14 protein-coding genes are annotated in these 12,855 nt (G+C 62.7%); 7 read left to right on the top strand and 7 right to left on the bottom strand.

Features of this window, described 5'->3' with window-relative positions; all coding sequences use genetic code 11:
* The 4 genes from P775_RS26725 to P775_RS26740 form a co-directional block, all read right to left on the bottom strand.
* Positions 1 to 586 (bottom strand): squalene/phytoene synthase family protein (locus tag P775_RS26725; protein WP_099913920.1); only part of this gene is annotated, 586 nt, incomplete at its 3' end.
* A gap of 152 nt (positions 587 to 738) precedes the next feature.
* Positions 739 to 2,361: a citramalate synthase gene (gene cimA, locus P775_RS26730; protein ID WP_099913844.1), complete on the bottom strand. Its 1,623-nt coding sequence runs from the start codon at positions 2,359 to 2,361 to the stop codon at positions 739 to 741.
* A gap of 87 nt (positions 2,362 to 2,448) precedes the next feature.
* Entirely contained in the window at positions 2,449 to 3,816 is a 1,368-nt protein-coding gene (gene cysS / locus P775_RS26735; protein WP_099913845.1) for a cysteine--tRNA ligase, read from the bottom strand.
* A 208-nt stretch (positions 3,817 to 4,024) separates the two neighbouring features.
* Entirely contained in the window at positions 4,025 to 4,408 is a 384-nt protein-coding gene (locus P775_RS26740; protein ID WP_099913846.1) for a VOC family protein, read from the bottom strand.
* Positions 4,409 to 4,582: 174 nt separating this feature from the next.
* Here P775_RS26740 and P775_RS26745 point away from each other — a divergent pair, with 174 nt between their 5' ends.
* The 4 genes from P775_RS26745 (at position 4,583) to P775_RS26760 (ending at position 6,818) form a co-directional block, all read left to right on the top strand.
* Positions 4,583 to 5,782 (top strand): pyridoxal phosphate-dependent aminotransferase, encoded by a 1,200-nt coding sequence (locus P775_RS26745; RefSeq protein ID WP_099913921.1) that lies wholly within the window; start codon positions 4,583 to 4,585, stop codon positions 5,780 to 5,782.
* 70 nt (positions 5,783 to 5,852) lie between these two features.
* Positions 5,853 to 6,200 (top strand): TfoX/Sxy family protein, encoded by a 348-nt coding sequence (locus P775_RS26750; RefSeq protein ID WP_099913847.1) that lies wholly within the window; start codon positions 5,853 to 5,855, stop codon positions 6,198 to 6,200.
* A 67-nt stretch (positions 6,201 to 6,267) separates the two neighbouring features.
* The gene (locus P775_RS26755) at positions 6,268 to 6,441 is read left to right on the top strand and encodes a YqaE/Pmp3 family membrane protein (protein WP_099913848.1); all 174 of its coding nucleotides are present in this window, start codon (positions 6,268 to 6,270) and stop codon (positions 6,439 to 6,441) included.
* The gene (locus P775_RS26760) at positions 6,438 to 6,818 is read left to right on the top strand and encodes a DUF4112 domain-containing protein (RefSeq protein WP_099913849.1); all 381 of its coding nucleotides are present in this window, start codon (positions 6,438 to 6,440) and stop codon (positions 6,816 to 6,818) included. The genes P775_RS26755 and P775_RS26760 overlap by 4 nt, the downstream gene beginning before the upstream one ends.
* A 51-nt stretch (positions 6,819 to 6,869) precedes the next feature.
* On the opposite strand, the gene ndk is transcribed toward P775_RS26760, so the two are convergent.
* On the bottom strand, positions 6,870 to 7,292 hold the full coding sequence (ndk, locus tag P775_RS26765) for a nucleoside-diphosphate kinase (protein WP_099913850.1): 423 nt from the start codon (positions 7,290 to 7,292) through the stop codon (positions 6,870 to 6,872).
* Positions 7,293 to 7,573: 281 nt separating this feature from the next.
* On the opposite strand from ndk, the gene P775_RS26770 reads away from it, so the two are divergent.
* From P775_RS26770 to P775_RS26780, 3 genes are all read left to right on the top strand, one after another.
* On the top strand, positions 7,574 to 9,427 hold the full coding sequence (locus tag P775_RS26770) for an ABC-F family ATP-binding cassette domain-containing protein (RefSeq protein ID WP_099913851.1): 1,854 nt from the start codon (positions 7,574 to 7,576) through the stop codon (positions 9,425 to 9,427).
* A gap of 227 nt (positions 9,428 to 9,654) precedes the next feature.
* On the top strand, positions 9,655 to 10,275 hold the full coding sequence (locus P775_RS26775; protein ID WP_099913852.1) for a MarC family protein: 621 nt from the start codon (positions 9,655 to 9,657) through the stop codon (positions 10,273 to 10,275).
* Between the two features lie 57 nt (positions 10,276 to 10,332).
* Positions 10,333 to 10,914, top strand: a complete 582-nt coding sequence (locus P775_RS26780; protein ID WP_099913853.1) for a retropepsin-like aspartic protease family protein — start codon at positions 10,333 to 10,335, stop codon at positions 10,912 to 10,914.
* Positions 10,915 to 10,918: 4 nt separating this feature from the next.
* Here P775_RS26780 and P775_RS26785 read toward each other — a convergent pair whose 3' ends face one another.
* Positions 10,919 to 11,377 carry a DNA polymerase III subunit chi gene (locus P775_RS26785; RefSeq protein ID WP_099913854.1) on the bottom strand — a complete coding sequence of 153 codons (459 nt, stop codon included), beginning with the start codon at positions 11,375 to 11,377 and terminating at the stop codon, positions 10,919 to 10,921.
* A gap of 1 nt (position 11,378) precedes the next feature.
* A complete protein-coding gene (locus tag P775_RS26790) occupies positions 11,379 to 12,851 on the bottom strand; it encodes a leucyl aminopeptidase (RefSeq protein WP_099913855.1) in 1,473 nt (490 codons plus the stop codon).
* Positions 12,852 to 12,855: the final 4 nt, after the last annotated feature.

The following is a 12,855-nucleotide window of genomic DNA, read 5'->3' on the forward strand; positions in this document are numbered from 1 at the left end:
CCAGACGTTCCAGCCCGCCGCGTGCCAGCTCTGCCACCGCCTCGACCCTTCCATCGACCAGAGGCACCCGCCCGCGCGATTCCAGTTCCGGCACCGCGCGCAGATAGGCGGCAAGCCCCGCCGCATACCCCAGGTCCAGCGCGGCGGCATCGTCCTGGCCGCCCAGGGCGCGGGCAGAGGCCAGCATCAGATGACCGCCCGTCTCTTCGATATAACGCTGAAAATGCGCGACATCCTCGAACGGGTCTCGGTAAATATCCCAGCGCCGCGCCGCAACGCCCCGGTCCAGCAGTTCGGCAGAGGTGCTGTCGAGCACACCGGCCAGCGGCGTCACGACCTCGTGCCGGCGCACCGTGGCACCGCTGCGGATCTCCTCCAGCGCGTCACGCCACCATTGCAGGCGCATCTCGGCGATCATCGTCTCTTGCGTCACCCAGGGCGCGCGCGCGGCTTCGATGTTAAAGGCATAGATCGGGAACAGCTTGGCCCGCGCCGCGACGGGTGTCGCCATCAGGGCGCGGAACCGGTCCGGATCGGCGCGTTCGACCATTTGCGCGCAGGCGATAAGATCATCGTCAAAAGTCATGGTGTCCCCTAGCGTGACCAGCGCACGGCAGCAACCGGCTGTCCCGCACATGTTTACAGAGCAAAGGGGGCTGTCTGCCCCCTCTGCGCGCGATGCGCGCATTCACCCCCGAGGATATTTAGGGGCAGATGAAGACGCGAGGCGTTGCGACGTCACGCGCCATCCCCGCAATCGCGCACCAGCTTCCAGCGCACCGCATCCAGCAGCGCCTCGAACGAGGCATCGACGATGTTCGCCGAGACACCGACCGTGGACCAGCGCCGCCCCTGCCCGTCCTCAGAATCGATGATGACCCGGGTCACAGCCTCTGTGCCGCCTTGTGTGATGCGCACCTTGAAATCCACCAGCCGCAGATCCTCGATCATCGCCTGATAGCGGCCCAGATCCTTGGACAGCGCCTTGGACAGCGCATTCACCGGGCCGCGATCCGACCCGCTTTCGTCCATGGATTCGCTCACCGACAGGGTCTTGACCCCATCAACCTTGACCACAACCACCGCCTCGGACAGCGACACCACCTTGTTGCGCTTGTTCTTGCGCCGCTCGACCGTGACGCGGTAGCGCTTGACCTCAAAGAACTCGGGCAGCCTCCCCAGCTCGGCCCGCGCCAGAAGCTCGAATGACGCCTCAGCGGTGTCATAGGAATACCCCTCGGATTCGCGCGCCTTCACCACGTCAAGGATGCGCCCCAGCGCCGGATCGCCCGGTGCCACCTCTATCCCCGCCTCGGCCAGCCGGCGGCGCAGGTTGCTTTGCCCCGCCTGATTGGACATCGGCACAAAGCGCCGGTTGCCCACCAGACCGGGGTCGATGTGTTCATAGGTCGTCGGATCCTTGAGGATCGCGCTGGCATGTAAGCCCGCCTTGTGGGTAAAGGCCGAGCCGCCCACATAAGGCATCTGCTTCATCGGCACCCGGTTCAGGATATCATCCAGCATCCGGCTGAGCCGCGTCAGCCCGGCGAGCCCGTCCAGCGACACGCCAATCTCGAACCGCTCCGCATAGGGCGCCTTCAGCAGCAGCGTCGGGATCAGCGACACGAGGTTGGCATTGCCGCACCGCTCGCCCAGCCCGTTCAGCGTGCCCTGCACCTGCCGCACCCCCGCGTCCACCGCCGCCAAAGTACAGGCCACCGCCATCTCGGTATCATTATGCGTGTGAATGCCCAGACGATCCCCGGGCACACCCGCCGCAATCACCTCGGACACACTCCGCCCGATATCAGACGGCAGACTGCCGCCATTGGTGTCACACAACACCACCCAGCGCGCCCCGGCGCCCAGCGCGGCGTGCAGACACTCCAAGGCATAGGCCGGATGGGCGCGGTAGCCGTCAAAGAAATGCTCGGCGTCCAGCAACGCCTCGCGCCCGCTGGCCACACAATGGGCCACACTCGCGCGGATATTCTCGACATTTTCGTCCAGCGTGATGCCCAGCGCCGTGGTCACATGAAACTCATGCGCCTTGCCCACAAGACAGACCACCCCAGTGCCCGCATCCAGCACCGCCGCCAGCACATCGTCATTCTCGGCCGACCGCCCGGCGCGTTTGGTCATGCCAAAGGCGGTCATCCGCGCCCGCGTCGCCCCGACCGCATCAAAGAATCCGGAATCCGTCGGATTGGCCCCCGGCCAGCCGCCCTCGATGTAATCCACGCCCAGAGCATCCAGAGCCGCCGCGATCCGCAGCTTTTCCGCCACGGAAAACTGCACACCCTGAGTCTGCTGCCCGTCGCGCAGAGTGGTGTCATAGAGATAAAGCCGCTCCTTACCCATCACACCGCCCCCGCTTCATCTGCCCAAAAATATCCCGGGGGAGTGGGGGCTGGCCCCCACTGCAAGAGATCAGACTGCACTGTCCTTTCACGTCAGATCCTCCAGCTTCGCCAGATCGACCTCTGGACCTGCGGCCAAGACCACGCCTTCTTTGCTCATCTGAACAGACACCCCCACATCGACAAGAGTGGCTTTCAGCCGATCAAGCTCTGCAAAGTCCTTGGTCTGCATGGCCAGCTCACGCGCTTGCGTCAGACGCTGCGACCAAGCATCAAGCAATTGGCCCGGTCTCTCGACCCAGTCGCCCATATCATCGCCCAGCAATCCTAGCATCTGCGCGCTCGCCTTCAGTTCCGGCAGCGCCCCCTGGCTGGCCAGTTCGTGCATCGCCGCGATCGCGCCCGCCGTGTTAAGATCGTCGCACAGCGTCTCCAATACAGCGGGAGCGGGCATCGGGGCCGCTACAACGTCCTGAACAAGTTTGCGCCACTTCAGCAACGTCCGTGACGCCTCTTTTGCTTTCTGCTCTGTCCAGTCCATCGGCTTGCGGTAATGCGTGCTCAGCATCACGAACCTGATCACCTCGCCCGGCACGCCCTGATCCAGCAGATCGCGCACGGTAAAGAAATTGCCTAAAGATTTAGACATTTTCTTTCCCTCGACCTGCAGCATCTCGTTGTGCAGCCAGACCTTGGCAAACCCGCCGCCGGGATGGGCGCAGCAGCTCTGCGCAATCTCGTTCTCATGATGCGGGAACATCAGATCATTGCCGCCGCCGTGAATGTCGAACGACTCGCCCAGCAGCTCGAACGCCATGGCCGAGCATTCGATATGCCAGCCCGGACGCCCCCGCCCCCAAGGCGACTCCCAGCCCGGCTGATCGTCTGACGATGGCTTCCACAGCACAAAATCCATCGGATGGCGCTTGTAGGGCGCAACCTCGACCCGTGCCCCGGCGATCATATCGTCAACCGACCGGCCCGACAGGCGACCATATTCGGCGTAGGAATCGACGGAAAACAGCACATGCCCCTCGGCAGCATAGGCGTGGCCCTTGGCAATCAGATCGCCGATCATCGCCACCATCTGCGGAATATACTGCGTGGCGCGCGGCATGTGGTCCGGCTCCAGCGCGCCAACCGCGCCCATATCGTCCAAAAACCACTGCGTCGTCTCGGCGGTGATCTCTCCGATCGTCCGGCCCGACTCGGCCGCCCGCGCGTTGATCTTGTCATCCACATCGGTGAAATTGCGCACATAGGTCACGTGGCCTTCGCCATAGACATGCCGCAGCAGCCGATAGAGCACGTCGAACACGATCACCGGGCGCGCATTGCCCAGATGGGCGCGGTCATAGACCGTCGGCCCGCAGACATACATGCGCACATCGTCCGGGTTCAGCGGCGCAAACAGCTCTTTCTTGCGTGTTGCGGTGTTGGTCAGAAAGATATCCATAGCTCCGTCCTCGCGAGGGGTCGCGGCGGACTTAGCAATTCAGTCTTGAGAAGGAAACAGAATACCGGCCCGCCGAAAGATCAGCAGGTAATGCAGCAAATAAGGGGTGCAGCGGTGTTCATGGCGATCCGATTAGCACGCCCGCCCCCGCCTGACAAGCACGCCGCACAGGGGCCGGGGCAGAAATACCCCCGGCCCCGCCGCGCCCTCAGCCGTAGGACACCACCTCGTATTCCACCGCATCCGGCCCCTCGAAATAGAACCGCTGCCCGGGTTCATAATCCGCATGGCTGTGCGGCACATAGCCTGCGGCAACCACACGCGCCTCGACCGCCGCCAGATCCTCCACCACGATGCCGATGTGGTTCAGCCCGCCACGGGCGGCATAGCGTTCGGCCACGTCACGCGTGCGCCCGTCGCCGGGCCGGTAGAGCGCAACATATCCCGCATCATCCCCCACATGCACCGCGTATCCATTGGCAATCGCCGCCCCGCTCCAGCGCACGGACCAGCCAAACACCGCCGCCAGAAACGCCGCCGTCGCCTCCAGATCCGCCACCGTAATATTCATATGTTCCAACCGTGCCGACATTGTCTCGCTCCTTTGGTTTCAAGATCAATGCGCTCTTGCTAATTCCTCAAGTCCACTTGAGATCAAGCACAAAAACATTCCTCGTCACTTGCCGCAACGCAGCACCCCCTTGCCCCCGCCACGCGCGCTTGGCAAAAGAGTCGCAACGCTCTTCCCTTTGTGAAAGCCTCTGTCATGCCACATCTCTCTTCACGCATCCTCTCGATCAATGGCAGCGGCTCTGACGGATGGGGGGTCTTTTACCGCGCCCGGGCCATGGTCGCGGCAGGTGAGATGGTGACCGAACTGACCATCGGTGAACATGACATCCGCACCCATCCCGCAATTCTTGATGCGATGCACCGCGCCGCACAGGCCGGGCACACCGGCTATGCCACGATTCCCGGGATCACGGCCCTGCGCGACGCCGTGGCGGCCCGGATCACCCGGAACACCGGCATTCCCACGGCGCGCGAAAATGTGCTGATCACGCCAGGCGGGCAATCGGCACTGTTCGCCGCGCATATGGCCTGCTGCAACCCCGGGGAAACCGCGCTTTACATCGATCCCTATTATGCGACCTATCCCGGCACGATCCGTGCCGCCGGAGCCGTCCCCCAGGCGATCGCCACCCGGGCCGAGGACAGCTTTCTGCCCGATTATGACAGGATCAGCGACGCGGCCCTTGCCCATGGCGCCGCAAGCCTGCTGGTGAACACCCCCAACAACCCCACAGGCGTCGTCTATCCGCGCAGCACACTCGAAGACATTGCCCATGCAGCGCTCGATCATGACCTCTGGGTGATCTCGGACGAGGTGTATGAAACCCAGATCTGGGAAGGCGCGCATCTGTCACCCCGCGCGCTGCCGGGGATGGATCAGTGCACGCTGGTGGTCGGGTCAATGTCGAAAAGCCACGCCATGACCGGCAGCCGCATCGGCTGGATCGTCGCACCCGAACACGTGATCGAAAAGCTCTCGGATCTTGCTACCAACACCACCTACGGGGTGCCCGGCTATATTCAGGACGCCGCCGTCTTTGCCCTCGCCCAAGGCGCCGCGCTGGAAGAAGAGGTCGCGGCCCCCTTCCGCCGCCGCCGCGCGCTCGCGATGTCCATCCTCGAAGGCCAGAATGTCGTGGGCCACATCCCCAGCCAGGGTGCCATGTACCTGATGCTCGACATCCGCAGCACCGGCATGACGGGCGAAGCCTTTGCCAATGCTCTGCTCGACACCCACCGGATCGCGGTGATGCCCGGTGAAAGCTTTGGCGCCGCGGCCAGCGGTCACATCCGCTTGGCAATGACGGTGGCAGATGACAGCTTTGCCGTGGCACTGCAGACGCTGTGCAGCTTTGCCGGAATGCTGATCCCCTCGGACTTCGCCCCAGCCTAGCAGTTCTGGGCACCTTCTGCAGCCATATGGAAACCAGACGGTTCCCATACGTTTTCCATACGAGGTCCAGATGGCCAAAACGCCGGTATCCAGTCTGCGCAATCTCGGCCCCGCCGTCGAAGAGGCCTGCACCCGCGCCGGGATCGACAGCGCAGAAACCCTGCGCGACCTGGGTGCACACGAGGCTTACCGCCGGATGATGGCCACCGGCACCCGACCGCATTTCATCAGCTATTACGTGCTGCACATGGCCCTGCAGGGGCGCCCGTGGAACGACTGCAAAGGCGCGGAAAAACTGGGCCTGCGCAGCCAGTTCGACAGTCTGAAAACCGCACGGTCAACTGATCCCGATCACCCCCCTGAAGCGCTGGAAAAGTTTCTGCGCGACATAGGTCTGAACCTGCCCAGACAGGGTTAAACCGGAACATTTGTCCTTTTGTGACGTTGACTCTTCAATCGACATCGCACGAAAGGGCATGTTCCCAATGGATCTCATACGCATCATCTTTGCCGTCATTCTCCCGCCGCTTGGGGTCTTTCTTCAGGTAGGCCTGGGCAAGCATTTCTGGCTGAATATTCTTCTAACCCTCTGCGGCTATATCCCCGGAATCGTCCATGCCGTCTGGATCATCGCTCGCACCGGCCCCTCCCGCGCATGAGCGCAGAGGCCGATTTTCGCGCTGTCGCGCGGGTCGAAAGGCTGGCACGCCGCATGGACTCGGCCTTCCGGGTGCCCCTGACGGGCATCCGGCTCGGCTGGGACAGCATCATCGGCCTTGTGCCGGGCGTTGGTGACACGATCGCACTTTTCCCGCTCGCCTATCAGCTGCACACCGCCCGCAGTCTTGGCGCGCCCAAGTCCATGATAACACGCATGGTTCTGAATTCAGGTGCAGACTGGCTGATCGGCCTGGTCCCGATTGTCGGCGATATTTTCGATGTGGGATTCAAATCAAACCTGCGCAACGCCGCACTGCTGCGTGCCTATGTCGAGCAGCGCCACAGCCCGCTGAACGCCCCCGAAAGAACGCAATAAGGGCACCCGAAGGTGCCCTTATTCATTCAGATCGGAAGGTGAGCTAGAGGATCAGCCGACCAGCTCAAGACCCGCGAAGAAGTAGGAAATTTCTTCGGCAGCAGTCTCGGGCGCGTCAGAGCCATGAACCGAGTTTTCGCCAACGGATTCTGCGAACTCTGCGCGGATCGTGCCTTCGGCTGCGTCGGCGGGGTTGGTCGCGCCCATAACTTCACGGTTCTTTGAGATGGCGCCTTCGCCTTCCAGAACCTGAACAACAACGGGTGCGGACGCCATGAATTCACACAGTTCGTCGTAAAAGGGGCGTTCTTTGTGAACGGCATAGAAAACGCCGACCTGCTCTTTGCTCAGGTGAATGCGCTTCTGCGCGACAATGCGCAGGCCTGCTTCTTCGAATTTGGCATTGATCTTGCCGGTCAGGTTGCGCTTGGTGGCATCGGGTTTGATGATGCTCAGGGTGCGTTCGGTGGCCATGTGTCGTGCTCCATAGTTCAAACCCAAAATGGGTTGGGTAAAGTCCAGATTGCGGCCCCGATACCACGCGGCTCGGACCATGGAAAGACCTGATGCAGGGCCGCAGCACGCGGGATTTCACATGGGCGCCCCCGCCCGGAAACGCTGCATTAACCATGAATTAGGTCTGTCCAGTCAGGATCGCATCGAAACTCAGCAGTCCAGCGACCTCGAGCGATCAAAATCCTGTCTCCCCCTTTCACTCTCTGGCGCCCGTCAAAGACCTCTGCTATGGCGCGCCCATGCTCAAGATTCAGGACATATCCTATTCCGTCGAAGGCCGACCGCTTATGGTCGAAGCCTCTGCGACGATCCCCGAAGGCCACAAGGTGGGCCTCGTCGGAGCCAACGGCGCGGGCAAAACCACGCTATTCAAGCTGATTCGTGGCGAACTCACGCTCGACACCGGCACCATATCCTTGCCCAGCCGCGCCAAGATCGGCGGCGTCGCGCAGGAGGTGCCTGCCTCGGAAACCTCGCTGCTCGACACGGTGCTTGCGGCGGATACCGAACGCGCAAGCCTCATGGCGGAATCAGAGACCGCGACCGATGCCCATCGCATCGCCGAGGTACAGACACGGCTCGCGGATATCGACGCTTGGTCCGCCGAAGCACGCGCCGCGTCGATCCTCAAGGGCCTCGGCTTTGACGATCACGAACAGCTTCAGCCCTGCTCGGCCTTTTCGGGCGGCTGGCGGATGCGTGTGGCGCTGGCGGGCGTGCTGTTTGCGCAGCCCGACCTGCTGCTGCTGGACGAACCGACCAACTACCTCGACCTCGAAGGTGCGCTCTGGCTGGAAAACTACCTCGCCAAATACCCGCACACAGTCATCATCATCAGCCACGACCGCGGCCTGCTGAACCGCGCCGTCGGCGGCATCCTCCACCTTGAGGAACGCAAGCTCACCTACTGGAACGGCCCCTACGATCAGTTCGCGCGCCAACGCGCCGAACAGCGCGCCGTTCTGACCTCGATGGCCAAGAAACAGCAGGCCCGCAAGGATCACCTGCAAAAGTTTGTGGACCGATTCAAGGCCAAGGCCTCAAAGGCCAAACAGGCCCAAGCCCGCGTCAAGATGATCGAAAAGATGGACACGATCACCCCGCCGGAAGAAATGGCAAAGCGCGTTTTCACCTTCCCACAACCGGACGAGCTGTCGCCCCCGATCATTCACATCGAAGGTGGCTCGACCGGCTATGGCGACACTGTGGTGCTGCGCAAGCTTGACCTGCGCATTGATCAGGACGACCGCATCGCGCTCTTGGGCAAGAACGGTCAGGGCAAATCCACCCTGTCCAAACTGCTCTCGGACCGCCTGCCGCTGATCGATGGCAAGATGACCCGCTCCAACAAGCTGCGCATCGGCTATTTCGCCCAGCATCAGGTGGACGAGTTGCATATTGACGAAAGCCCCCTCAGCCACCTGCAGCGGCTGCGCCCGGACACGATGCAATCCAAACTGCGCGCTCAGCTGGCCGGTTTTGGCCTTGGCGCAGATCAGGCCGATACAGAGGCCGGGCGCCTCTCGGGCGGGCAAAAGGCGCGTCTGTCGCTGCTGCTTGCCACCATCGACGCGCCGCACCTGCTCATCCTCGATGAGCCGACCAACCACCTCGACATCGAAAGCCGCGAGGCACTGGTCAATGCGCTGACGGCCTATTCCGGTGCGGTGATCCTCGTCAGCCACGACATGCACCTGCTCGGCATGGTCGCGGACCGGCTCTGGCTGGTCAAGGACGGCACCGTTGCGCCCTATGACGATGATCTCGAGGCGTACCGCAAACTGCTGCTCGCCTCGGACAAACCTGCAAAATCGTCGAAACCCGCCGCAGAGAAACCCAAGCGGCCCTCGCGCGATGCCATCCTCGCCCTGCGCTCCGATGCGCGCAAAGGCGAAGAACGGGTGAAAAAAATCAACGAGATGCGCGACAAGCTGGCCAAGAAACTCTCTGACCCAGAGCTTTACGAAGACAGCCGCGCGGGTGAACTCGCCACCTGGAACAAGAAATACGCCGAGGTGATGGAAGCGCTTGGCCGCGCCGAGGCGCTCTGGATGGCCGCGCTCGAGAAACTGGATCAGGCCGAAACGGTCTGATCCGCCCTCGTCTGACAACCGGCGCAGGCTTCGCATAACGGACCTTGCGCCTGTTGCGCCTCCGCCGGGCCGGTCTGCAAAGAAAAGACGCACAGAACAGAGCCCCTGCTTCATCTGCCCTTAAATATCCCGGGGAGTGTGAGGGGCTGGCCCCTCACTCCGGCGCTCTCCACCCGCGACGCTCAAACTGGCTTGCCACAGTGCCAGACTCTGCCTAAGCCAGAGGGATGGACAGCGCCTTTCTCATCACCGCCTTTGCCACGCTGTTTGTGGTGATCGATCCAATCGGGCTGACCCCGATGTTCATCGCCCTGACTGCAGACACCGATGCCCGTCATCGTCGCTCTGTTGCGATACGCGCCTGTGCCCTCGCCGCAGGTGTGCTGGTCCTCTTCGCCTTTCTTGGGGAATCGGTTCTGGGCTTCATCGGCATTTCGATGCCCGCCTTCCGGATCTCGGGCGGGATCCTTTTGTTCCTGACCGCTCTGGACATGCTGTTCGAACGCCGCACCAAACGGCGCGCGGACAAGGCTGAGCCGGAACAGGAGTATCCCGACCCATCGGTCTTTCCCCTTGCCATTCCGCTGATTGCCGGGCCCGGGGCCATAGCCTCGGTCATCCTGCTGACCGGTCAGGCCGAAGACGCGGTTGGCGTTGCATCGGTTCTGGGGGTGCTGATCGGCGTACTGATGCTGCTGCTGATGATGTTTTTCAGCGCCGGCGTGATCGAACGTGCTCTGGGCAAAACCGGGATCACCGTGGTGACGCGGCTTCTGGGGATGCTGCTCGCGGCATTGTCGGTGCAATTTGTGCTGGACGGGCTGCGCGCCTTTGGTCTTGGCGGCTGACCCTACTATCGCCCGACTTGCGTACCTACATGAGGGCAAGCCGCAAAGGATGCAGAGATGTCGTCACCTGAAAGCGGAAACCTTGCCTATCTGATCCTTCTGGGGGCGGTGCTGGTGTTCTGGCTGTTTGTGCAGAACCGCGATTCCCTGGGAAAAAAGGCGCAGGCCGCTGCCGCCTGGGGGCTGATCTTTCTGGGCACTATTGCAGGCATCGGCCTTTGGGATGACATCCGCCAGACGGTGGCCCCGCAACAGGCGGTTTTTGCAGATCAGGGCCGCGTCGAACTGCCCCGCGCGCCGGACGGTCATTACTATGTGACACTGACGCTCAACGGCGCGCCGGTGCGCTTCGTGGTGGACACTGGCGCCAGCGGGATCGTTCTGACCCGCGATGATGCGCTCAGGGCCGGTCTCGATCTGCAAGGTCTGGCATTTTATGCCACGGCCATGACCGCCAATGGCCCGGTGCAGACCGCGCCTGTCGAGATTGCGCAGATGTCCCTGGGTCCGTTCAGCGACAGCGAGGTGCGCGCCTATGTGAATGACGGCGAGATGGATGAGTCGCTGCTGGGCATGACCTATCTGCAGCGGTTCAAGCGGCTGGAGATTTCCGGCGGCAAGATGATCCTGGAGCGGTGATTCCTCACTTCTCGGCCTTCTTCTCCCAGCGGCCCGACTCTTCGGACCAGTATTGCGCGGAACACCCGGCATCTGTCAGGGCTTTCCACTGCACCCGCGCCGCCTGCACCGCGGCCGGATCATTGCCGTCGAACAGCACGCAGGTGCGTTCCATCGCCTGCACTTCCCCTGCCGACACCTCTGCCCCGTCCACCGTCATCAGACAGACCGCCGCATTCGGCACCTCTGACGTGGTCGTCAGAAGCACCGGCTGCGCCGCATCCTGCGCCCCGCCCGCCAGCCCGTGGGGCAGAAAGCCATCGTCAGGGCGCAGCCAGAGTTGTTCGTCAAGCCAGCTCATTTGTCCCGGGTTGCGCCCGCGCACCGCCACGCGCCAGCCATTGGCCAGCGCGCGTTCCAAAAGCTGTGGCAAGGCCACCTCAAGCGGGCGATGCGTCAGGTGATAGAAATAGGCAGCTCCCATATCACGCGGACTCGAACTGCTCCGCGATCAGCCGGTTGAGCGACATCACCCCCCAGCCCGTGGCGCCCTTGGGCGACAAGGTCAGATCGCGCGGCACATGGGCGACACCTGCAATATCAAGGTGAATCCACGGCATGCCGTTTTGCACGAAACGGCGCAAGAATTCGCAGGCAGTGATCGACCCGGCAGGGCGACCACCCGAATTTTTCACATCGGCAATCGGCGATTTCAGCAGATCCGCATAGGGCTGCCCCATGGGCATGCGCCAGGCGCCCTCCTGCTCTGCCGCAGCAGCCTTCAGGAAGTTGGCGCAAAGCGTATCGTCGTTGGAATAGACGGCGGCATTGTCATGCCCCAGCGCCACGATGGCGGCACCGGTCAGGGTGGCAAGATCGATCATCGCAGCGGGTTTGATATGTTCCTGCGCGTACCACATCACGTCACACAGCACCAAACGCCCCTCGGCATCGGTGTTGTTGATCTCGATCGTGTCCCCCTTCATCGACGTCACGACATCGCCCGGGCGCATGGCCTTGGAATCCGGCATGTTTTCGACGATGCCGACCAGACCCACAACATTCGCCTTGGCCTTGCGCAGGGCCAGCGTGCGCATCACGCCCGACACAACCCCCGCGCCGCCCATGTCCATGGTCATCGTCTCCATCCCTGCAGCGGGCTTGAGCGAAATCCCGCCGGTGTCGAACACCACACCCTTGCCGATCAGGGCCAGCGGCGCGACGCCGTCAACGCCACCGTTCCAGCGCATGATGACCACCTTGGACGGGCATTCAGACCCCTCGCCCACCGCCAGTAACGCGCCCATGCCCAGCTCGCGCATCTCGGCTTCTTCCAGCACCTGGACCTCGACCCCCAGATCCCTGAGCGCCAGCAGACGGTCAGCGAATTCGACGGTGTCGAGCACATTGGCAGGTTCGTTGACCAGATCGCGGGTAAAGACCACACCGCTTGCCACAGCCATAAGCGGCGCGGCAGCGGCGGCAACCTCGTCCGGTTTGGTACACATGAACACGGCCGCGCCCAGCGGATCAGCCTTTTGCGACTTGCGTGCGTCAAAGCCGTAGCCGCGCAGGGCCAGACCCAGCGCGATTTCTTCGGCGTGGCGCTGGGATTCCGCCAGAACCGTCAGTTCCGCCGTGCCTGCAACGCGCGCCAGCCCAGCACCGGCCTTGCGCGCCACGCCTGCTTCGGCGCGCCGTTCCAGCCGGACCAGATCAACACCGTCAGCAAGCATACCGGCGGGATAGGCAAGGCTCAGCACATCACCCTCGGCCAGTTTTTCCCAACGCTCGGATTCGACCGCACGGGCGACAGCGCCCTTTGTCAGACGGTTCAGGCGCCGCGCGCCCGGGCTCATCTTGCCATCGGCGGTGATAAAGACGGCGACCCGTCCCTCAACCTCGGCAAGCGTCTCGACGTCCACGGGGGCAAAGGTGATCTCTCTCAGCTCGGTCATGTCA

It is taken from the genome of Puniceibacterium antarcticum (assembly GCF_002760615.1).
GTDB classification, from domain to species: domain Bacteria; phylum Pseudomonadota; class Alphaproteobacteria; order Rhodobacterales; family Rhodobacteraceae; genus Puniceibacterium; species Puniceibacterium antarcticum.